The 20,623-nt window shown below is 71.0% G+C and carries 18 protein-coding genes; 11 read left to right on the top strand and 7 right to left on the bottom strand.

Going from position 1 to position 20,623, the window contains the following annotated elements; all coding sequences use genetic code 11:
- Positions 1-48 precede the first annotated feature (48 nt).
- On the bottom strand, positions 49-531 hold the full coding sequence (locus ACZZZB_RS17675) for an Lrp/AsnC family transcriptional regulator (protein ID WP_064295326.1): 483 nt from the start codon (positions 529-531) through the stop codon (positions 49-51).
- Between the two features lie 193 nt (positions 532-724).
- On the opposite strand from ACZZZB_RS17675, the gene ACZZZB_RS17680 reads away from it, so the two are divergent.
- Together ACZZZB_RS17680 and ACZZZB_RS17685 are read left to right on the top strand one after the other, a co-directional pair.
- Positions 725-1,519: a PP2C family protein-serine/threonine phosphatase gene (locus ACZZZB_RS17680; protein WP_229939081.1), complete on the top strand. Its 795-nt coding sequence runs from the start codon at positions 725-727 to the stop codon at positions 1,517-1,519.
- A gap of 91 nt (positions 1,520-1,610) precedes the next feature.
- The gene (locus ACZZZB_RS17685) at positions 1,611-4,661 is read left to right on the top strand and encodes an FtsK/SpoIIIE domain-containing protein (protein WP_463530381.1); all 3,051 of its coding nucleotides are present in this window, start codon (positions 1,611-1,613) and stop codon (positions 4,659-4,661) included.
- Between the two features lie 31 nt (positions 4,662-4,692).
- Here the strand turns inward: ACZZZB_RS17685 and ACZZZB_RS17690 are convergent, their stop codons facing one another.
- Both ACZZZB_RS17690 and gabT read right to left on the bottom strand, forming a co-directional pair.
- Complete coding sequence (locus tag ACZZZB_RS17690) at positions 4,693-5,697, bottom strand: asparaginase (RefSeq protein ID WP_426738501.1); 1,005 nt, start codon at positions 5,695-5,697, stop codon at positions 4,693-4,695.
- A complete protein-coding gene (gabT, locus tag ACZZZB_RS17695) occupies positions 5,694-7,067 on the bottom strand; it encodes a 4-aminobutyrate--2-oxoglutarate transaminase (protein ID WP_463530382.1) in 1,374 nt (457 codons plus the stop codon). The genes ACZZZB_RS17690 and gabT overlap by 4 nt, the downstream gene beginning before the upstream one ends.
- Before the next feature lie 82 nt (positions 7,068-7,149).
- Here gabT and ACZZZB_RS17700 point away from each other — a divergent pair, with 82 nt between their 5' ends.
- Entirely contained in the window at positions 7,150-7,632 is a 483-nt protein-coding gene (locus ACZZZB_RS17700; protein ID WP_086473942.1) for an OsmC family protein, read from the top strand.
- A 21-nt stretch (positions 7,633-7,653) separates the two neighbouring features.
- Here the strand turns inward: ACZZZB_RS17700 and ACZZZB_RS17705 are convergent, their stop codons facing one another.
- Complete coding sequence (locus tag ACZZZB_RS17705) at positions 7,654-8,466, bottom strand: lysophospholipid acyltransferase family protein (RefSeq protein ID WP_138944661.1); 813 nt, start codon at positions 8,464-8,466, stop codon at positions 7,654-7,656.
- A 146-nt stretch (positions 8,467-8,612) separates the two neighbouring features.
- Between ACZZZB_RS17705 and ACZZZB_RS17710 the strand changes: the two genes are divergently transcribed.
- From ACZZZB_RS17710 to ispG, 7 genes are all read left to right on the top strand, one after another.
- On the top strand, positions 8,613-9,611 hold the full coding sequence (locus tag ACZZZB_RS17710) for an FKBP-type peptidyl-prolyl cis-trans isomerase (RefSeq protein WP_463530383.1): 999 nt from the start codon (positions 8,613-8,615) through the stop codon (positions 9,609-9,611).
- A 35-nt stretch (positions 9,612-9,646) separates the two neighbouring features.
- The gene (locus ACZZZB_RS17715) at positions 9,647-10,726 is read left to right on the top strand and encodes a 1-deoxy-D-xylulose-5-phosphate reductoisomerase (protein WP_079707173.1); all 1,080 of its coding nucleotides are present in this window, start codon (positions 9,647-9,649) and stop codon (positions 10,724-10,726) included.
- Between the two features lie 85 nt (positions 10,727-10,811).
- A complete protein-coding gene (locus tag ACZZZB_RS17720) occupies positions 10,812-12,146 on the top strand; it encodes a M50 family metallopeptidase (protein WP_463530384.1) in 1,335 nt (444 codons plus the stop codon).
- A gap of 120 nt (positions 12,147-12,266) precedes the next feature.
- On the top strand, positions 12,267-13,475 hold the full coding sequence (locus ACZZZB_RS17725) for a sensor histidine kinase (RefSeq protein ID WP_463530385.1): 1,209 nt from the start codon (positions 12,267-12,269) through the stop codon (positions 13,473-13,475).
- Complete coding sequence (locus tag ACZZZB_RS17730; RefSeq protein WP_079707170.1) at positions 13,472-14,131, top strand: response regulator; 660 nt, start codon at positions 13,472-13,474, stop codon at positions 14,129-14,131. Before ACZZZB_RS17725 ends, ACZZZB_RS17730 begins: the two co-directional genes overlap by 4 nt.
- 134 nt (positions 14,132-14,265) lie before the next feature.
- The gene (locus tag ACZZZB_RS17735) at positions 14,266-14,604 is read left to right on the top strand and encodes an SHOCT domain-containing protein (RefSeq protein WP_138944658.1); all 339 of its coding nucleotides are present in this window, start codon (positions 14,266-14,268) and stop codon (positions 14,602-14,604) included.
- Between the two features lie 76 nt (positions 14,605-14,680).
- On the top strand, positions 14,681-15,841 hold the full coding sequence (gene ispG / locus ACZZZB_RS17740) for a flavodoxin-dependent (E)-4-hydroxy-3-methylbut-2-enyl-diphosphate synthase (RefSeq protein ID WP_064295337.1): 1,161 nt from the start codon (positions 14,681-14,683) through the stop codon (positions 15,839-15,841).
- A 45-nt stretch (positions 15,842-15,886) separates the two neighbouring features.
- On the opposite strand, the gene ACZZZB_RS17745 is transcribed toward ispG, so the two are convergent.
- Genes ACZZZB_RS17745 through ACZZZB_RS17755 form a run of 3 tightly spaced genes read right to left on the bottom strand, consistent with a single transcriptional unit; the run spans position 15,887 to position 19,420 of the window.
- Positions 15,887-17,194, bottom strand: a complete 1,308-nt coding sequence (locus ACZZZB_RS17745) for a DUF6716 putative glycosyltransferase (protein ID WP_463530386.1) — start codon at positions 17,192-17,194, stop codon at positions 15,887-15,889.
- A 31-nt stretch (positions 17,195-17,225) separates the two neighbouring features.
- Positions 17,226-18,155 (bottom strand): N-acetylneuraminate synthase family protein, encoded by a 930-nt coding sequence (locus tag ACZZZB_RS17750; protein WP_124769572.1) that lies wholly within the window; start codon positions 18,153-18,155, stop codon positions 17,226-17,228.
- Positions 18,152-19,420 (bottom strand): acylneuraminate cytidylyltransferase, encoded by a 1,269-nt coding sequence (locus ACZZZB_RS17755; protein WP_137243279.1) that lies wholly within the window; start codon positions 19,418-19,420, stop codon positions 18,152-18,154. The genes ACZZZB_RS17750 and ACZZZB_RS17755 overlap by 4 nt, the downstream gene beginning before the upstream one ends.
- 198 nt (positions 19,421-19,618) lie before the next feature.
- On the opposite strand from ACZZZB_RS17755, the gene ACZZZB_RS17760 reads away from it, so the two are divergent.
- Positions 19,619-20,620, top strand: a complete 1,002-nt coding sequence (locus ACZZZB_RS17760; RefSeq protein ID WP_064295340.1) for an AAA family ATPase — start codon at positions 19,619-19,621, stop codon at positions 20,618-20,620.
- The last annotated feature ends 3 nt before the right edge of the window (positions 20,621-20,623 follow it).

Here is a 20,623-nt window from a genome sequence, read left to right on the forward strand (position 1 = left end):
GGCGGAACGTGATACTGGGGACGGCTTGCGCCGGTGCGGGGATCCCCTCTAGCGGGTGCCCCAGTCGTAGAGCTGCTTGTGCAGGCGCAGGTAGACGAAGGTCTCCGTTCCGGAGACACCGTCGACGGTGCGGATCTCGTCGTTCAGCAGCGCGATCAGTTCCTCGTCGTCCTCGCAGACCACTTCGACCAGCAGGTCGAAGGAGCCGGCGGTCAGGACGACGTAGTCGACGGCCGACAACGCGGACAGGCGGTCCGCGACCACGCGGGTGTCACCGGTCACCCGGACGCCGATCATCGCCTGTCGGGTGAAACCGAGCTGCATCGGGTCGGTCACCGCGACGATCTGGATGACGCCGGACTCCGTGAGCTTCTGCACCCGTTGCCGCACCGCGGCCTCGCTGAGTCCGACGGCCTTCCCGATCTCGGCGTAGGAGCGGCGTCCGTCGGTCTGGAGCTGCTCGATGATCGCCTTCGAGGTGTCGTCGGGCGGCGCCGCCTTCGCCGGTGCATCGGAGCTCGCTCGTGTCATGCGTCGATCATGACAGCGTGGACGGGTCGCGGCAAGCGGATCCGCAGGACCGACCGACCCCGGCGTCCGGATCCGTCGTCGCCGATCCCCGGACGGAATCCGCCGAGCCGGGTGGGGCGGTCCTGCGGTCGGCCGGTACCGTACTATCGTCGAGGGTGCATCAGCCACCGCCAGCCGTATTAGAGGAGCAGACGTGACCGAGCACGGGCAACGGATCGTCACGCTGCCCGGCGGGCGTCGAGTCTCACTCGCGTGGGCCGGCATGACCGATGTCGGCAAGCGACGCGAGTTGAACGAGGACGCCTTCGTGGCGCTCCCTCCCGTGTTCGCCGTGGCCGACGGCATGGGTGGGCACTCCGCCGGCGAGGTCGCGAGTGCCGCGGTCGCGCACCGCCTGACCAAGGCCACCGAGGGAGCCGAGATCCTCACCGTCGACGGCCTCGTCGACGCGCTGCGCATGGCCGTCGCGGACATGATCGACACCGCGGAGGAGGGCGAACTCGGCATGGGCACCACCGTCACCGGTGTCGTGCTGACGGCCGACGAGGGCGAGGGGCGCGTCGCGGTCTTCAACATCGGCGACTCCAGGGTGTACCGGCTGCAGGACGGCGAGCTGGTTCAGGTCACCGAAGACCACTCGATCGTCCAGGAGCTGATCCGCGCGGGAGCGATCAGCCCTGAGGAGGCGGAGTTCCACCCGAACAGCAACATGATCACCCGGGCCGTCGGACCGTCGGACGACCCCGTACCTGACGTCGAGCTCTTCCCGATCGAGACCGGTGCCCGATGGCTCGTCTGCTCGGACGGGCTCACGAAGGAACTCACCGACCACGGGATCTGGTACTTCCTGACCGAGGGGGCCACGCCGGTCGACGCGGCCGAACTCCTCCTGCGTGCCGCCCTCGACAACGGCGGACGCGACAACGTCTCGGTCATCGTGCTCGACATCGCGGCGGTCGACGAGAGCGTGGAGCAGCCCGCCTCCTGAGCCCGCTCCACAGCCGCTGCTCGCGCGGGCTTCGCGCCCGGTCGGACCGTCCCGTCAGCCGGTCAGGGCCGCAGGGTGCTCCACTGGAGCCATGAGCCCTTCGGACGTGACGCCCTCCGCGACCACCTCGCACCGGCCCGCGACGACGCCGGCCCGCCTCCGTGCCCCCAGCCCGCCGGCAGAGCCGCCCACCGGGTCGCTCCCGATCCTCGCAAGTCTCGCCCCGGTCGTCGGGTCGGTCGCCCTGTTCGCGATCACCGGCTCACCCGTGACCCTCGTCTTCGCCGCGCTCGGGCCCCTGATCGCCGTCGCCGGCTACATCGACGCACGCTGGACCAGACGTCGGCGCGGACGGCGGGCGCGCGCGGCGTATGACGCTGCGGCGCTGGAGCTGGAGCAGGACATCGCGCGAGCACACGCCGAGGAACGCGAGGAACTGCGAGCACTCCACCCTGCCGGTCGGCTCCTCGAGGTCATCGACGGACCCGATCGTGCCAGGTGGCGGGTACCGGAGGCCCGCCGCACGCTCGTCTGCGTCGGGCGAGGGGAGACGAGGAGTGCCGTCCGGGTGGACGCGGGGGCGGACGACGACCGATGGGAGTGGGCGGCACGGCTGTCCGAGGCGCCGGTCGTGGTCGACGCGGTCGAGGGGATCGGCATCGTCGGTGGGAAGGTGTTCGCGCGCGCGGTGGCCCGCAGCATCCTCCTGCAGCTCGCCCGACAGCTCCCGCCGCAGGCAGCGCAGTTCTCCGGTGAGCCCGCGGCTCCCGACGACCGCACCTGGGCGTTCCTCGAGGGCCTCCCGCACCGTGCGGTCTCGGACCCCGCCGACCCGATGCCCGGTGGGCGAACGGCGGAGCCGACCCTCGTCTCGGTCGTCGAACGCTGGGAAGCGGTCGGGTCCGCCGCGGGGCGCTCGGGAGGACGCCCGCCGATCGGCGGTGTGCTCGTCGCCCTGTCCGACACCGTCGAGCTCATCCCCACCCGCTGCCGACACCTGCTCGTCCTCGATACCGACGGGCAGACCGTCCTCGCCGACGGTACCGGCGCCTCCTCGTCCGTGCCGGTGTCGCCAACCCTGCTCGCGGAAGCCGAGGCGGAACACGTCGTCGGGGCGCTCACCGCCGCCGCACTCACGACGGGGGAGTCCCCGACCCTCTCGAGTCTGCCGACCGACGTCGCCTTCGCGCAGGTGCATCCGGTGCGGGGCCGTCGCCCGCCGGCGGGATCCGACTGGCGGCCCGATGCGCTCCGGGTCGCCATCGGCACCGGCGTCGAGGGCGTGCAGCTGCTGGACCTCGGAGCGGACGGACCCCATGCACTGGTCGGCGGCACGACCGGGAGCGGCAAGAGCGAGCTGCTCATCACCTGGATCACGGCTCTCGCCGCGCAGTGCTCGCCGCAGGAGCTCTCCCTGCTCCTCGTCGACTGCAAGGGCGGCGCCTCCTTCCAAGCGGTGGAGACCCTGCCGCACGTGGTCGGGATGGTGACCGACCTCGAACCGGGGGCGGCGGACCGCGTCGTGTCGAGTCTGCGAGCCGAGCTGCGCCACCGCGAGCGCGTGCTCGCCGCACACGGGGCGCGGCACCTGCTCGACCCCGTGCTCCTGCCGGAACATCGCCCGGCACGGCTCGTCGTCGTCGTCGACGAGTTCCAGGCGCTGCTCGACGCGAGCCCGCACCTCCATCAGGTGTTCGCCGACCTCGCGGCCCGCGGGCGATCACTCGGCCTGCACCTGATCCTCTGCAGTCAGCGACCTGCGGCGGTCGCCGCCGACGCCATCCTCGCGAACTGCACGCTCCGCCTCTCGCTCCGGGTCACCTCGCGCCCCGACAGCGCCGCGATCCTCGGTGTGCCCGATGCGGCCGCGATCCCGGCCGGAACGCCGGGCCGCTGCATCGTCTGGAACGGCGACCGACGACTCGTGTTCCAGTCCGCGGTCACCACCTCCGACGACATCCTCGCGGTCCGTGAGCGCTGGCGCGACGCGCCTGCACCTCGGCGACCATGGCTCGACCCCCTGCCGGCACGCCTGGCCTTGAGCGCCGTCTCTGCGATCGAGGCGGGACGTGCCGGAGGCTCGGAGCGCACCGGTGTCGACTGTCCTCCCGGGGAGGGCATCGTGTTCGGCCTCGCGGACCTCCCCGAGGAACAGGCACAACGCCCCGCGGTGTGGTGTCCGGAGCACGACGGCTCGCTGCTGGTGCTCGGCACCGGACGTTCCGGTCGAACGACCCTGCTGGACACGCTCGAGGTCGGCGCGCGCGATCGCTTCCGCGTGGAGCGCGTCGGCCAGGATGCCGAGCAGGCCTGGGACACCGTCATGGCGCTGTCGGATCCGCTCCGCCCGACCGAGCGCACCCTCCTCCTCGTCGACGACGTGGAGTCGCTCCTCGCGACCGCCGGGGACGAGCACGGCGCCGCACTCCGCGACGCACTGCTCGGCCTGCTTCGAGACGGGGGACGCCGCGGCATCAGCGTCGTCCTCGTCGCCTCCCGGCTCGGCGGTGTGGTCCACCGGTTCTCGGCTCAGCTGGGCAGCACCCTGGTCCTCCGCCTCGCCGATCGGCAGGATCATCTCGTCGCCGGCGCACCCGCCTCCTGCTTCGATCCACGCCGACCCGCCGGCCGCGCGCACTGGCAGGACTCGGAGGTGCAGATCGCGCTCGCTCCACCGTCGCCGACGTCACCGTCCTCTGCGCCCGGGGTCCACCGCTGGCGGCCGAGCCCGGCACGCGCGACCGTCATCGTCACGCGCGCGACCGGAGCGGTCCGGGCGATGCTGCAGCGCTCGACCGGGACGGAGCGACGCGTGCGGCTCATCGAACCGGCAGCGCACCTGTTCCCGTCCGCACCGCTCGCGGGCGTCGCGGGCATCGAGAGCGACGTCCTGGAGGACGACGCCGCGATCGTCGTCCTCGTCGACCCCGAGACGTGGCTGTCGGGCCGGTTGGTCGTCGGGCGAGACCTTCCGCCGAGCACCGCCGGTGCCGACCTGCTGGTCCACAGCTGTTCCGCCGCCGACTTCCGGCAGGTGACCAGGAGCCGTGAGCTCCCGCCGCTCCTCGGCTATGCGAGCGGCCGTGCCTGGTGGTGGCGGGCCGGACAGGAGGCGATGCGTGTGGACCTACTCGGCTCCTGACCCGAAGCCGCCGAGGCTGTCGGCCGGGCGGTCAGACCGCGGTGACGGCGATCCGGCCGACGACGGCGGCTCCGCCGTGGATGGCCAGGTCGAGTTCCGGTTCGAGGGCGTCGACGGCGGCCGCATCGAGCGCTCCGACCGAGACGAGCAGCCGGAGGGCGATGATCGTCGAGGCCCGGAGCGAGCCGTCGAGGACCTTGAGCGCGACGGTCGCGCCGCCGGGTGCCGACATGACCATCACGCCTTCCGCACCGAGCTTCGCGAACAGGCCGAGGCGTTCGATGACGAGCGTGTTCGCCCGACCGGGTCCATCGAGTGCCCAGCCGTTGGCGAGCACCGCCGCCGTGAGCAGCCCTGCGTTCCGGTACAGGGCGAACGGCGAGGTGGGGGAGGAGTTGACGACGCGTCCGATGCCACGTGCGAGTCCGGTCAGGGAGATCGCGTAGACCGGCGCCCCGCAGCCGTCGACCCCGCTGGCGGCGGGCTTCTCGCCGGTGAAGCGCTCGACGGTGTCCCGGACGGCGAGCTGCAACGGATGGTCGGGCTCGAGGTACGTCGCCTGGTCCCACCCGTTCTGCGCGCAGGCGAGCAGCATGGCCGCGTGCTTCCCGGAGCAGTTCATGTACAGGGGGCTCGTGCCGAGGCCGTCCCGGACCAGCTCGTCGCGGGACGCGCGATCACCGGGCCAATCGGCCGGGCACTGCAACGCCGAGTCCTCGATCCGAGCCCGGCCGAGCATGCTGCGCACGACCTGGACGTGCTTGCGGGTCCCCGCATGGCTCGCGGTCGCGAGCACGGCCTGAGCGCCCTCGAGGGACACTCCGGCGTTCATGATCGTGATCGCCTGGAAGGGCTTGAGGCACGAGCGGGGGAAGACCGGTGCGTCCGGTGCTCCGAGGCTCGCGAGAACCTCGCCCTCCGGCCCGAGGACGATCGCCGATCCGGCGTGTCGTGACTCGATGAAGCCGCTGCGCTCGACGACGGCCAACTCCACCGCGTCCGCGACGCCGAAGGTCTGGGGGACCGCCGTGCTCACAGTGCTGCGAGCGCCTGATCGATGACCGTCATCGCGTCCGCGATGAGCTCGTCGGAGACGGCGAGGCTCGGGAGGAAGCGGAGGACGTTGCCGTAGGTGCCGGCGGTGAGGACGAGCACGCCCTGCTGCGCAGCGGCTGCGGCGATGGCGCTGACGGCGGCCGGGTGGGGCTCCTTCGTCGTCGAGGCCGTACCCGGCTGGACGAGTTCCATCGCGATCATCGCGCCGATGCCGCGGACGTCGCCGATGATGTCGTACTTGCCCTGGAGCTCGAGCAGCGCCGCCGTCAGGGTGGCACCGATGCGATCCGCTTCGGCCAGGAGTCCGCGGGACTCGATCGACTCGAAGACCGCGACCGACGCGGCACACGCGACGGGGTTACCGCCGAAGGTGCCGCCGAGCCCGCCGGGCTGGCTGGCGTCCATGATCTCGGCGCGCCCCGTGACCGCCGCGAGCGGCAGACCGCCGGCGATGCCCTTCGCGCTCAGCACGAGATCGGGGACGAGGCCGAAGTGCGAGCTCGCGAAGTACTCGCCGGTGCGCGCCATGCCGCTCTGGATCTCGTCGGCGATGAACACGACGCCGTTGGCCGTGCACCACTCCTGGAGCGCGGGGAGGTAGCCCTCCGCGGGGACGACGAAGCCGCCCTCGCCCTGGATCGGCTCGACGACGAGGCATGCGAGGTCGGTGGCACCGATGCGCTTCTCGAGGTAGGCGATGGTGCGGGCCGCAGCCGCAGCTCCGGACAGGCCGTCGTGGTAGGGGTAGGAGTTGGGGGCGTGGTAGACGTCGCCGGCGAACGGACCGTAGCCGGTCGCGTAGGGGGCGGCCTTGTAGTTCATCGCCATGGTCAGGTTGGTGCGACCGTGGTAGCCGTGGTCGAGCACCGCGACAGCCCGCCGACCGGTGTACTTGCGAGCGATCTTCACGCCGTTCTCGACCGCCTCGGCGCCCGAGTTCACGAGCACCGACTTCTTCGCGAAGTCGCCCGGGGTGTGCTCGGCGAGCAGCTCCGCGACGCGCACGTACTCCTCGTAGGGGGTGATCGTGAACAGGGTGTGCAGGACGTCGGCCGCCTGGTCCTGGACGGCGCCGACCACGGAGGACTCCGTGTGGCCGATGGTGGTGACACCGATACCGGCACCGAGGTCGATGAACTGGTTGCCGTCGACGTCGACGACGATCGCGCCGTGCGCGCGCTCGATGTACACCGGGAGGACACTCGACACGCCATCGGACACGACCGCGGTCCGGCGGGCGTGCAGCGCCTGCGAGCGCGGGCCCGGGACGGCCGTCACGATGCGACGCTCCTGCGTCACGCTGGGGGCGGAGGCGGTCGTCTGGTCCGTGGTGTCGAGCGTGTCAGTCATAGTCCTCCAGCGTAGCGCGACCTCCCGACAGCGGGGCCGCGAACGCGGGCCGCGGTGGGGAGGCCAGTGGGATACTGGTGGCATGATCACGGGCCACCACGACTACACCATCGGCGTCCGCTGGGACGGAGACCTCGGGACGGGCACGAGCGGGTACCGGGACTACTCACGGGAGCTCACGGTGACGGCCGCCGGGAAGCACGACCTCGAGGGCTCGGCCGACAAACCGTTCCGCGGCGACCCGGGTCGATGGAACCCCGAGGAGCTGCTCCTCGCGGCCCTCGCCCAGTGCCATCTCCTGTCCTACCTGCACGTCGCCGTGACCCTCGGTGTCGTGGTGACGGCCTACACGGACGACGCCGTCGGGACCATGGTCGAGGACGGCGCGGGCAGCGGTGCGTTCACGGAGGTGGTCCTGCGTCCGCAGGTCACGGTCGCCGATGCGTCGATGGTCGAGGCGGCGCGTGCAGGGCACGCCCGCGCGAACGAGCTGTGCTTCATCGCCAACTCGGTGAACTTCCCGGTCCGTCATGAGCCGACGATCGTCGTCGCGACGACCACCTGAGGAGTGGACCGACGCCGCGGCTCAGAGCCGTTCCGGGCGGAAGGCGCGCTTGATGCGCTCGACGGTGTCGGCGGGCGGCGACTCGTTGTAGGCGTTCGCGAGCTCCTGGCCGGTGAGGGCGTGGATCGCCGCCATGATCTCGTCCGTCGCCTTGCGTCTGGCGCGTCCTGAGGTCGCCGGGCCATGGTGGCTCACGTCGATGGGTTCACCGAAGATCACCGTGACCGGTTTGAACTTCGGGATCGTGGTGCCCACCGGCATGAGGTCGTCGGTGCCGATGAGGCCCACGGGGACGACCGTCGCGCCCGTGGTGAGTGCCAGCCAGGCGACACCGGTCCTGCCGCGGTACAGCCGTCCGTCGAGCGACCGGGTGCCCTCGGGGTAGATGGCGAAGGCCTCGCCGCTCTCGAGGATCCGGCGTCCCTGGTCGAGCGCCTCCTGCGCCGCCTGTCCGACGCCACGTTCGACCCCGACCGCGCCGATCGAGGTGAAGAAGGTGCGCGAGACCCAGCCCTTCAGACCGCGTCCGGTGAAGTAATCGGACTTCGCCAGGAACTGCACCCGTCGTGGCGCGCTGATCGGGATCGCGATGCTGTCGATGAACGAGAGGTGGTTGCTCGCCAGGATGACCGGCCCACGCTTCGGGACGTTCTTCCGACCAATGATCTTGGGGCGGTAGAGCAGCTTCGCCGTCGTGTTCAGGACGGCTCGTCCGAAGTAGTAGACGACACCGGGTTTCGAGGGCGTGGCCACCGTGTCGTCCGTCGACGGTTCGACCGTGGTCTGGTCGGAGGGTTCCTGGGCGCGTCGCTGCGTCTGCTCCTCATCGGCCATGCGCACGACTGTACCCGCCGACGCATGCGCGACCCGGCATACTCACGTGTGACCGCCCACCGCGGATGTTCGGCGCGCTGTCAGCCAGCATGGAGCCTGGTGGGTGAAACTGGACCGACCCCTCAGCAACGACCGAAAGTTCCCCTGTGCGCAAGAGCCTCTGCCTTCTGGCCGTCATCGCGTCCCTCGTGTCGCTGACCGCGTGCAGTTCGGCGACGTCGCAGTCGCAAGCGCTTCCCAGTCCGGGGGAGTGCGCCGACACGAGCGCAGGCAAGGCGTCCAAGGCGATCAGCGTCAGTGGCGACTTCGGCTCGATCCCCGAGGTCACCTTCGCGAAGGGCACCCTCGCCGCAGACACGACCGAACGCACGATCGTGGCCAAGGGCGACGGAGAGCGGGTCGATCCCGGCGACACGACGTTCGTCGAGATGTCGATCTACAACGCCGTGACCGGGTCGATCGTCGCGCAGACCGCCTACGGTGCGAGCCCGGCGACGGCGATCGTGGTCAACGACCAGAAGTACCTGAAGGGCCTCGTCCGCGCCGTCGAGTGCACGAACGTCGGATCGCGCGTCGCGGCGTTCGTCACGGCGGGCGACGGGTTCGGTTCCGCAGGGTCGAGCGACGGCACGGTCCAGGCCGACCAGCCGCTGGTCGTCGTGGCCGACGTCCTCAGCACGGTGCACAGCGACGCCAAGGCGGACGGCGTCCCGCAGGAGCCCGTCGCCGGGATGCCCGCGGTCGAGCTCGACACCGCCGGACGACCCACGGTCACCATCCCCGAGGAGCCCGCTCCGGCCGATCTCCAGGTCGCGGTCCTCAAGCAGGGCGACGGAGCGGTGGTGCAGCCCGACGCCGAGGTCATCATCAACTATCAGGGTGTGAACTGGCGGACCGGCGAGGTCTTCGACGAGAGCTGGGGCAACGGACCGACCAACTTCCAGCTGTCCGCCGTGGTGAAGGTCTTCTCGAGCGCCATCGCCGGCCAGCACATCGGGTCGCAGATCATCGCCGTCATCCCACCCGACCTCGGGTACGGACCGAGCGGCGGCAACAGCCAGGCGGGCATCGAGGCCGACGACACCATCGTGTTCGTCATCGACATCCTCGACGCGAGCAGCACCACGGCTCCCGCCGCGGGCTGAGCGGCCCGCACCGCCGCCGACGTAGACTGACCGCCGTGAGACGCGTCATCATCCTCGGATCAACCGGCTCGATCGGCACGCAGGCACTCGACGTCATCCGGGGTGACCGCGACCGGTTCGAGGTCGTCGGCCTGACGGCCGGCTCGAACGCCGAGCTCCTCGCCGAGCAGGCCGCCGCCTTCCACGTCGACGACACGGCCCTGGGCGCGGCCGACGCCGAGCGGCTCATCCGCAGCGTCGACGCCGACGTGGTGCTGAACGGCATCACGGGCTCCATCGGGCTCGGCCCGACCCTCGCGGCCCTCGAGACGGGCAGGACGCTCGCGCTCGCGAACAAGGAGTCGCTCATCGTCGGTGGCGACCTCGTCCGGCGGATCGCGACACCCGGCCAGATCGTGCCCGTGGACTCCGAGCATTCCGCGATCGCCCAGGCCCTCCGATCCGGCACCGCCACGGAGGTGCGACGGCTCGTCCTGACCGCCTCGGGAGGACCGTTCCGCGGACGGGACCGCGCGTCGCTCGCCGGCGTCACGCCGGCCGAGGCGCTCGCCCACCCCACCTGGGACATGGGTCTCGTCGTCACGACGAACTCGGCGACCCTCGTCAACAAGGGTCTCGAGGTGATCGAGGCGCACCTGCTGTTCGACGTCCCGTACGACCGCATCGAGGTGACGGTCCACCCGCAGTCGATCGTCCACTCGATGGTCGAGTTCATCGACGGTTCCACCATCGCCCAGGCCTCCCCGCCCGACATGCGGCTCCCCATCTCCCTCGGGCTCGACTGGCCCAACCGGGTCCCAGGCGTCGGCGTCCCGCTCGATTGGACCTCGCGCCAGCAGTGGACGTTCGAGCCCCTCGACCACGAGGCCTTCCCGGCGGTGCGGCTGGCCAAGCTCGTGGGCGGGCAGGGTCGCACCTATCCGGCCGTGTTCAACGCGGCGAACGAGGAGGCCGTTGCGGCCTTCCACGCGGGTCGGCTGGGCTACCTCGGCATCCTCGACACCGTCCGCGCGGTCGTCGACGACCACGAGGCGCCCGAGGGCGAGCTCACCCGGGAGGCGCTCGCGGAGGCGGAGCGCTGGGCGAGGGCTCGCGCGCAGCAGCGCATCGGCTGACCTGCCCGTCCATCGTCGGAAGCTTCCGAGCGGCCGTACAGCCGGCGTGCAGCCGGTGACCCGACCGCGCGAGTAGGGTTACGCCGTGGAATCCGTCCTCCTCTACCTCCTCGGCATCGTGATCGTGCTCGTGGGCCTCATCGTGTCCATCGGGCTGCACGAGGTCGGTCACCTCGTGCCCGCGAAGCTGTTCGGCGTGCGGGTCACCCAGTACATGATCGGCTTCGGTCGCACCATCTGGTCGCGCCGCAAGGGCGAGACCGAGTACGGCGTCAAGATGATCCCGCTCGGCGGCTACATCTCGATGATCGGCATGTTCCCGCCCAAGCAGCCCGGCGGTGCCGCCCGGAACGCCAGCACCGGCTTCTTCGACACGCTGGTCCAGGACGCGCGGGAGGCGAGTGCCGACACGATCGGCGCCGGCGACGAGGAGCGCACCTTCTACCGGTTGCCCGTCTGGAAGCGGATCGTCGTCATGCTCGGCGGGCCGTTCATGAACCTCGTCCTCGCCGTCCTGTTCATCGGTATCGCCGTGTCGGGGTTCGGCGTCCCGCAGCAGAGCAGCACGCTGACCTCGGTGTACGAGTGCGTGTTGCCGTCCACCAGCGACCGCCAGAGCTGTGCAGCGGGGGATCCGCAGGGTCCGGCGGCCGCCGCGGGCTTGAAGCCGGGCGACACGATCCTCTCGATCGACGGCACCCCGATCTCCACGTTCGCCGAGATCTCCGCGGCCGTGCAGGATTCGCCGGGCAAGCCGTTGGCCCTCGAGGTCGCGCGCGGTGAGCAGCGACTCGACCTCACCCTGACGCCGTTGCTGCTCGAGCGGGACGTCGTCGACGCCGAGACCGGCAAGATCGTGACGAAGGCCGACGGCTCGGCGAAGACCCATGAGGTCGGCTTCGTCGGCATCACCCCGCAGCAGCAGATGGTGGCGCAGCCCGTCACCACGATCCTGCCGACCGTCGGCGACACGATCGCCCGGACCGCCAACATCATCCTGAACCTGCCCCAGCGACTCATCGACGTCGGGCAGGCCGCGTTCGGATCCGGCGAGCGCGACCCCAACGGGCCGATGAGTGTCGTGGGCGTCGGACGGGTCGTGGGCGAGGTGGTCAGCCTCGACGAGATCCCCGTCGCGTCGAAGGCGGCGACCGTGTTCGGCATCCTCGGGTCGCTCAACGTCGCGCTCTTCGTCTTCAACCTCATCCCCTTGCTGCCCCTCGACGGCGGGCACGTCGCAGCAGCGCTCTGGGAGGCGATCCGTCGCCGCTTCGCGAAGGTCTTCCGACGTCGCGACCCGGGACCGGTGGACGCGGCGAAGCTCATCCCGCTCACCTTCGGCGTGGTGATCGTCCTCGGCGGCATGAGCGCGCTCCTCGTGTACGCCGACATCGTCAAGCCGGTCAACCTCTTCGGCTAGGCCGACGCGACCGGAGCCCGCGGGACCGTCCCATCCCGGTACGGCCGTACTCCCCGGGGAGTACGGTGCAGGCTCCGTGCGGGCGACGCGGCGGCTCCGACCCGCGAGTAGCATGCAGGGATGGCATCGGTCGAGACGGGTTCGGCACCCTGGACGACGCCGAGCGATCGCCGACCCGGACGCCCCGTCTGGCGCCTCTGGGCGCCGGTGGTGGTGTCCTTCCTCGTCCAGGTGCCCGCGACAGCGGTGCTCGCCCTCCACGGTTCCTTCGGCCCGGGTGCCGGTGCCTCGGGGTGGTCCCGTTCCTCGGCAGTCCTCCTGGCACTCGCCGGCGTGCTCTGCCTGCTCGCTGCCAGGCGGTCGCCCGGGCCGACGGTCGCGGCGGTCGCCGTGCTGTCGACCGCCTCGATGCTGACGGGTCCCACCTGGGGCCCTCCCGCCGTGGCGCTGGCGTTCGCCGCGGGTTCCGGCATCGTCCGTGGCGCGCGCGGCTGGGCCTATCCGTCGCTGGGACTCGGGTGGGCGCTCGCCCTGACCGTCGCGCTCGCCGTCGGTTGGAAGGTGTCGGGCTTCCGTGTCGGGGCCACGACCGCCCTCGTCATCGTCGCCGTCCTCCTCGCCGAGGGACTCCGCACCCGGCGCGAACAGCTCGACGCGGATCGCCGGCGTCAAGGTGAACGCCGGGCGTCCGCCGCGCAGGAGGAGCGCGTGCGCATCGCCCGTGAGCTGCACGACGTGGTCGCCCACTCGCTCGCGCAGATCACCGTCCAGGCCGGCATGGGCCTGCATCTCATGGACACCCAGCCCGAACGTGCCAGGGAGGCTCTGACGAACATCAAGGGGTCGAGCAAGGCGTCGCTCGACGAGGTCCGTGGCCTCCTCGACGTCCTCCGTGGTGCCGATGCGGCCCAGGATCCCACGACCGGCGCGCCGAGGCGACCGGGGCCGGATCTCGAGGCACTACCAGTCCTCGTCCAGTCCCTCCGAGACCAGGGCGTCGACGCGGTACTCGAGCTGCGCCTCGTCTCCACGCCCGGCGCGGCCGTGCAGCAGGCGCTGTACCGGATCGCGCAGGAGAGCGTCACGAACGTGCTCCGGCATGCGCGGGCCGGACGGGTGTCCGTCGAGCTCGTCGAGGTCGACGGGTCCTACCGGTTGCTCGTGGAGGACGACGGGGTCGGTGCCCCACCCGGCCCCGCGGAGCACGGCAACGGCCTCCTCGGCATGACCGAGCGCGCCGAGCTCCTCGGCGGCACCCTCGAGACCGGGCGGAGTCCGCTCGGCGGCTTCCGTGTCACGGCCCGGGTGCCGGTCCGAGGCGTCGCATGATCCGCGTGGTCGTCGCCGACGATCAGGCCCTCATCCGCGGCGGGTTCCGCGCCCTCCTCGACGCGGAGCCCGACATCGCGGTCGTCGGTGAGGCGGCCGGTGGGGACGAGGCGCTCGTCGTCGTCCGTCGGGAACGGCCGGACGTGGTGCTCATGGACATCAGGATGCCCGGAGGCGACGGCCTGGCCGCCACCGAGGCCATCGTCGCGGATCCGGCGCTCGAGGCCACCCGCATCATCGTCGTCACCACCTTCGAGCTCGACGAGTACGTCGCGCAGGCGATCCGGGCAGGCGCGAGCGGCTTCCTCGTGAAGGACACCGAGCCGGCCGAGCTCATCCGGGCCGTCCGCGTGGTCGCGTCGGGTGACGCCCTGCTGTCGCCCGGGGTCACGAGGCGGCTGCTCACCCAGGTCGCCGGAGTGATCGCCGCGCCGCTCGACGACGCCGTGATCGCCGGGCTCACGGAGCGCGAACGCGAGGTGCTGGGTCTCGTCGGACGCGGACTCACCAACGAGGAGATCGGAGGGGCGCTGTTCCTCAGCCCGCTCACGGCGAAGACCCACGTGTCGCGCATCATGTCGAAGCTCGCCGCGCGCGACCGGGTCCGGCTCGTCGTCATCGCCTACGAGACCGGGCTCGTCAGTCCCGGCGTCTGAGCGCCGGGTGGCCGTACTCCCGGGGGAGTGCGGTGATCCGTCCCGTCGTCGGATGCCCTCGGCCACCATCCGGAGGAGGCTCGGGGTCGTGATGCGGACGACGGTCGTCGTCCGCCCGACGAACGGAGTCCTCCATGTCCACCTCCCTGATCGTGCTCGCCGCGACCGCCATGCATCCCGGCGGTCCCGGACCGGGTTTCCACCTCCTCTGGCTGCTGCTCATCCCCGCGTTCTGGATCGCCGTGATCGTCCTCATCGTCGCGCTGGTCGGTCGGCGGTGGCGTCGCCGAGCCTGGTCCGGGGCGTCCCCGGACGGCCACCAGGGCCCGCCGTGGGCCTGGCGCCAGGACGGGTCGCGGAGCGCCGAGCAGACGCTCGCCGAGCGTTTCGCCCAGGGCGACATCGACGAGGTCGAGTACCGGGAACGGCTCGGCGTCCTGCGAGCGAATCGCGAGGCACCGCCCGCCCGTTGACCGTGGATCGCGACGTCCCAGCAGGCATTCAGCTCACGGGGAGCCTGCGGGGCGTCGCGCGCGTAAGCTGAGGCTCGTGGTAGCTATCAATCTGGGTCTTCCGTCGGTTCCCGAGACGCTCAGCCCGCGGCGCAAGTCGCGACAGATCAAGGTCGGCAAGGTGCTCGTCGGCGGCGATGCCCCGGTGAGCGTCCAGTCGATGACGACGACCCAGACGACCAACATCAACGCGACCCTCCAGCAGATCGCCGAGCTCACGGCCTCGGGCTGCGACATCGTCCGCGTGGCCGTCCCGACCCGCGACGACGCCGAGGTGCTGCCGATCATCGCGAAGAAGAGTCAGATCCCGGTGATCGCCGACATCCACTTCCAGCCCGCCTACGTCTACGCCGCGATCGACGCGGGGTGCGCGGCCGTCCGGGTCAATCCCGGCAACATCCGGAAGTTCGACGACCAGGTCGGCGAGATCGCCCGGCGCGCGAAGGCCGCCGGCGTCTCCCTCCGCATCGGTGTCAACGCCGGTTCCCTCGACCCGCGGCTGCTGCAGAAGTACGGCAAGGCGACCCCAGAAGCGCTCGTCGAAAGCGCCGTCTGGGAGGCGAGCCTCTTCGAGGAGCACGATTTCCACGACTTCAAGATCTCCGTCAAGCACAACGACCCGGTCGTCATGGTGAAGGCCTACCGGCTGCTCGCCGAGCGCGGTGACTGGCCGCTGCACCTCGGCGTGACGGAGGCCGGTCCCTCCTTCCAGGGCACGATCAAGAGCGCGACCGCCTTCGGCATCCTGCTCTCCGAGGGCATCGGCGACACCATCCGTGTCTCGCTCTCCGCGCCGCCGGCGGAGGAGATCAAGGTCGGGCTGCAGATCCTGCAGTCGCTGAACCTCCGCGAGCGCAAGCTCGAGATCGTCTCCTGCCCGAGCTGCGGGCGCGCGCAGGTCGACGTCTACAAGCTCGCGAACGACGTGACCGACGGCCTCGAGGGGATGAGCGTCCCACTGCGCGTCGCCGTCATGGGCTGCGTCGTGAACGGCCCCGGAGAGGCACGCGAAGCCGACCTCGGCGTCGCGAGCGGCAACGGCAAGGGCCAGATCTTCGTCAAGGGCGAGGTCATCAAGACCGTGCCGGAATCGGAGATCGTCGCGACGCTCATCCAGGAGGCCAACCGCCTGGCCGCCGAGATGCCCGCCGACGACACCTCCACGGGCGCACCGGTGGTGACGGTCGGCTCCAACTGAGCCTGGAGCGTCGCCCGACCGGTCTCCGGTCGAGCGGCGCTCCCGTCAGCGGGCCGTGCGGTGACGAGCCCCGTGCGGAGCGCGCACCGGCGTCTCCGTCTCGATCGGCGCGAGCCGACGGGAGGGGATCGGTTGGCGCTCGGCCGGCTGGACGCCACGAGCGCGACGGACCAGACGGCGAGCGATCTGCAGTGGCCGCCCGATGACGAAGGCGACCGTGCCCAGCGCGCTCGTGTCGGCCCGCCCGAACGCCCGACGGCGCTCCCAACCGGTGCGGAGCATGCCGCCGCGACTCTGTCGTGCCCGAGGACGGATCGGCAGGGTCCCGAGGTCGCGCGCGGCGAACGCCTCCTCCGACCGCTGGATCCAGTCGTCCTCCAGGGCGGGGTGGAAGTAGTTCTGCTGCAGCCAGTCCGGGTTCGGGTGCCGGAACCGGGCGGCCATGAGGTCGTCCTTGGAGGCCAACAGCCCGCTGCCCTCGAAGACGGTGTTGATGAGTGCCGGGTCCACACCGAAGTCGTCGAGCAGGATGACCGGGACCCCGGCCGCGATGGCCTCGATCGCGGCGGTGGAACTCACGGTGACGAGCCCGGCCGCGTGGCCGAGGTGGACCGCCATCGACCCGGTGGCGACCCGCAGGTTGTCGGGTGTCGGACCGGTCAGGAGGGTGTCGAAGGGGTAGTGCTCGTGATGGGTCTGCGGGTCGCCGGCGAGGCCGCGCACCTTGATCACGACGTCGAGGTCGCGGTGCCGGTTCGCGAGGGTCCGCAGCCAGGAGAGGATCCGGAGACGGTCGCCGCGATCGGCCGGGACGGTGGCCTGGGCGGCGAAGACGACCCGGGTACGCGGGGCGGGCTCGGCCGGTGACTCGGTCGCCGGGTCCGTCAGGAACGGCAGGGTCGCGAGCGCGAACGCCGGTTCGACCCCGTGCGTCAGCGCGAGTTCACGGTAGGCGGCGACCTCGCGATGGCTGTGCAGGACGAAGACGTCTGCCTGCGCGCGGAGGAAGATCCCCTTCCACTTCGCCGGGATGGAGATGCCGGGGAGACCGGTGAGCAGCACCGGGCGGGTGGCGCGCCCGAGCGCGAGGAGTTCCGAGATGACGACCTCGGCGACCGGCCCCCGCGTGGAGACGAACACGCCGTCCGGCTGCTCGGTCCGGATGAGGTCGACGAGTCGTCGGAGTGACAGGCGACGGACGGTCCGCCCCTCGAACGCCGTGTGGAGCAGGGCGATGTCCACCTGCCGGTCGGTGGCGGACACGTCGCTCTCGATGAGGACGAGGTCGACGTCCCAGCCGGTCGCGCGGGAGAGGGTGGCGGCGCCCCACTTCACGAAGGAGTCGGAGTCCACCACCCCGATCACCCGACGGCGGGGCCGATGATCAGGCATCGACCCTGCGCAGCTTCGCGAGCGGGGCGAGTTCGCCGGGGAAGATGCGCTTGACGCCGTCACCCATGGCGGTCTCGATGACCCGGATGTCGCGGACGAGGTTCGAGAAGCCGTGCGGTTCGAGCGACGCGGCGTGGTCCGAGCCCCACATGGCACGGTCGAGCGTGATGTGGCGTTCCACCATCGTGGCTCCGAGAGCGACCGCGGCGAGGGAGATCTGCAGACCGGTCTCGTGGCCGGAGTACCCGATGGGCACACCGGGGTACCGGGCGGCGAGGCTGTCGATCATCCGGAGGTTCGCCTCTTCGGCGGGCAAGGGGTACGTGGAGGTCGCGTGCAGGATGACCAGCGGCGAGCCCCGGAGGATCTCGACTGCGCGGTCGATCTGCTCGAGCGTCGACATGCCGGTCGAGAGGATGATCGGCTTCCCGGTCGCGGCGAGACGGGTCAGGAGGCCCGAGTCGGTCACGGAGGCGGACGCGACCTTGTGCGCGCTGACGCCCAGGTCCTCGAGGAAGTCGACCGACGGTTCGTCCCACGGGGAGGCGAACCAGCTGAGGCCTCGCAGGGTGGCGTGGTCGCCGATCTCGATGTACTGCTCACGGTCGAACTCGACCCGGTACCGGTAGTCGAGGTAGCTCATCTCACCCCACGGCGTCTGCCGCGGGACGTCGCGCATGTGCGCCGGCGTCGAGATCTCCGGCGTGCGCTTCTGGAACTTGACGGCCTGTGCGCCGGCGTCGGCGGCCACGTCGATGAGTCGCTTCGCGAGCTCCACGTCGCCGTTGTGGTTGAGACCGATCTCCCCGATGACGTACGCGGGGGCGCCGCCGCCGACGGGGATGCCGTCGATGCGCACGGGAGACGGCTGCGTCCGGCCGTCGAGGTCGGTGGTGTCGTTCGCGTCCTGGTGGATGCTCATGGTCGTGCTCCGTTCGATTGCAGCGTGGACAGCTTCAGGGGGTCGAGGGTCGCGCGTGCGGCGAGGACGAGGTCGGCGAGTTCGCGGACGGCCCCGTCGCCGCCTCGGCGTTCCAGGACGAGCCGGGAGACGGCACGGGCCTCCGGGTGCGCATCGGCGACGACGACCGGCCAGCCGACGATCTCGAGGGCCGGGATGTCGTTGACGTCGTTGCCGAGGTACGCGATGCGGTCGAGTGGGACGCCCTTCGCCGTCGCCCAGTCGCGGAGCGCGGTCGCCTTGTCGGCCGAGCCGTACACGACGTCGACGCCGAGCTTGGCCGCGCGTGCGGCGACGATCGGGACCCGCTCGGTCGACAGGATCAGGAACGGCAGCCCGGCCTCGCGCAGCAGACGGACGCCGAGGCCGTCACCGCGATGGACGCTCACCCGTTCGACCCCGTCGGCGTCGATGCTGGCGCGGTCGTCGGTGTGGACCCCGTCGAAGTCGGTGACGACGGCGTCGACGTCGAGGTGGTGCTCCGAACGCTCGGAGCCCGACGGGATGCCCAGCTGACGTTCGGCGAGTCCGGCGATCGCCTCGGCGACGAGCAGATCCTCCGGTTCGTCGATGTCGAGCGCGGCGAAGGACCTGGTGACAGCCGGCGCGATCCGGCCGAAGAAGCGGTGCCGGGCCTCGAGGAAGCCGTCCGTGTCGAAGACGTAGAACGAGCCGGTCTCGCGGTACTGCGGGGCGCGGTCCTGTCGCCGGGGCCGCTCGCGGTGGTCGTGACCGATCCCTCGGGCACCCTTCGTCTTCTCCGTCCAGAGGAATCCGTGGTCGAGCACCGCGGCGAAGACGGAGTCCGCCCGCCCGGAGGAGACCAGGGCGACGGCGTCGTCGAGTGCTTCAACGTCGAGGAAGGGCGACGTCGCCTGCGCGAACACCGTCACGGGGGTCAGCTCTCCGCGCTCCGCGAGGACGCCGAGCGCGTGGAGGAGCGCGGCCTCGGAGGAGGTGCTGTCCTCGGCGAGTTCGGCCGGCCGGTCGATGACCTCGGCACCGGCGGCGACGGCGGCGGCGGCGAGGTCCGGGTGATCGGTCGTGACGACCACGCGCGAGACGCCACCCGACCGCAGCAGCCCTTCGACCGATCGCGCGATGAGGGTGCTCCCGCGGACCGTCCTGAGGTTCTTGCGGTGGATCCCCTTCGAACCGCCCCTGACCGGGACGATCGCCGTCGCGCCGTCGGTCTCCGGGTGCCTCCCGTGCGCTGCAGATGTCATCGATCCACGGTAGGAAGCGGCGGTGGACGCGAGGGGGACGATGGGCGAACGGCGGCCGACGCCCTGGTGGCCATCCGGTGGCCGAGGCGTCCGAGCTCCGGATCTTCACACGTAGACTGTTCGGACCGCCGGGTTCCACCAGGCGGATCCGCGTTCGACGGTCATCCGTCCGGACCGCCAGCCTCGCCAGGGAGACCAGTGACCGTGACGCCGAGCACCCCCATCGCGCCAGCCGAGCTGCAGCGGGCCCGCAGCATCCTCTCCGAGATCGTCGGTGCCTACGATGCGAAGGTGGTCGGCCAGCAGGGCCTGCGCACCACCCTGCTCGCGGCGCTCGTCTCGGGCGGACACGTCCTGCTCGAGAGCGTCCCAGGACTCGCGAAGACGACCGCGGCGGAATCGATCGCCCAAGCGGTGAACGCCTCGTTCAAACGCATCCAGTGCACCCCCGACCTGTTGCCGAGCGACATCATCGGCACCCAGATCTACGACGCCCGCACGGGCGCGTTCCAGACCCAGCTCGGGCCCGTACACGCGAACTTCGTGCTCCTCGACGAGGTCAACCGGTCGAGCGCGAAGACCCAGAGCGCGATGCTCGAGGCGATGCAGGAACGCCAGACCTCCATCGGCGGCACGCACTATCCGCTGCCGAAGCCGTTCTTCGTGCTCGCCACGCAGAACCCCATCGAGCAGGAGGGCACGTACCACCTGCCCGAGGCGCAGCTCGACCGCTTCCTCCTCAAGGAGGTGCTCGACTACCCGACGATCGGCGAGGAGGCCGAGATCGTCCGTCGGGTGAACTCCGGGCTCTACGAGACCGACCAGGACCGCCCGGGGGTGAGCCTCGAGGACGTCCTGTTCCTGCAGTCCCTCGCCAAGCGGGTCTACCTCGACGCATCGATCCTCAACTACATCGTCCAGACGGTCTACGTGACCCGCCATGCGAGCGACTACCTGCCGCCGAAGCTCGCGAGCTACATCGAGTACGGGGCGAGCCCGCGTGCCAGCATCGCGTTCAGCACCGTCGCGCGGGCGCTCGCGATCCTCGCCGGGCGTGACCACGTCATCCCGGAGGACGTCAAGGGCTACCGCCACCAGGTGCTGCGGCACCGCATCATCCTGAACTTCGAAGCCGCGGCCGACGACGTCTCGCCCGAGACGATCATCGACGCCGTCTTCGGAGCGGTCCAGGCGCCGTAGGCC

This window comes from Plantibacter sp. AC185 (genome assembly GCF_979258065.1).

Excerpts from the sequence above, each read along its gene's own strand:
- ACZZZB_RS17675 (WP_064295326.1), bottom strand. The coding sequence starts at position 531 with ATGACACGAGCGAGCTCCGATGCACCGGCGAAGGCGGCGCCGCCCGAC.
- ACZZZB_RS17685 (WP_463530381.1), top strand. The coding sequence starts at position 1,611 with ATGAGCCCTTCGGACGTGACGCCCTCCGCGACCACCTCGCACCGGCCC.
- gabT (WP_463530382.1), bottom strand. The coding sequence starts at position 7,067 with ATGACTGACACGCTCGACACCACGGACCAGACGACCGCCTCCGCCCCC.
- ACZZZB_RS17700 (WP_086473942.1), top strand. The coding sequence starts at position 7,150 with ATGATCACGGGCCACCACGACTACACCATCGGCGTCCGCTGGGACGGA.
- ACZZZB_RS17705 (WP_138944661.1), bottom strand. The coding sequence starts at position 8,466 with ATGGCCGATGAGGAGCAGACGCAGCGACGCGCCCAGGAACCCTCCGAC.
- ACZZZB_RS17725 (WP_463530385.1), top strand. The coding sequence starts at position 12,267 with ATGGCATCGGTCGAGACGGGTTCGGCACCCTGGACGACGCCGAGCGAT.
- ACZZZB_RS17730 (WP_079707170.1), top strand. The coding sequence starts at position 13,472 with ATGATCCGCGTGGTCGTCGCCGACGATCAGGCCCTCATCCGCGGCGGG.
- ACZZZB_RS17735 (WP_138944658.1), top strand. The coding sequence starts at position 14,266 with ATGTCCACCTCCCTGATCGTGCTCGCCGCGACCGCCATGCATCCCGGC.
- ACZZZB_RS17750 (WP_124769572.1), bottom strand. The coding sequence starts at position 18,155 with ATGAGCATCCACCAGGACGCGAACGACACCACCGACCTCGACGGCCGG.
- ACZZZB_RS17755 (WP_137243279.1), bottom strand. The coding sequence starts at position 19,420 with ATGACATCTGCAGCGCACGGGAGGCACCCGGAGACCGACGGCGCGACG.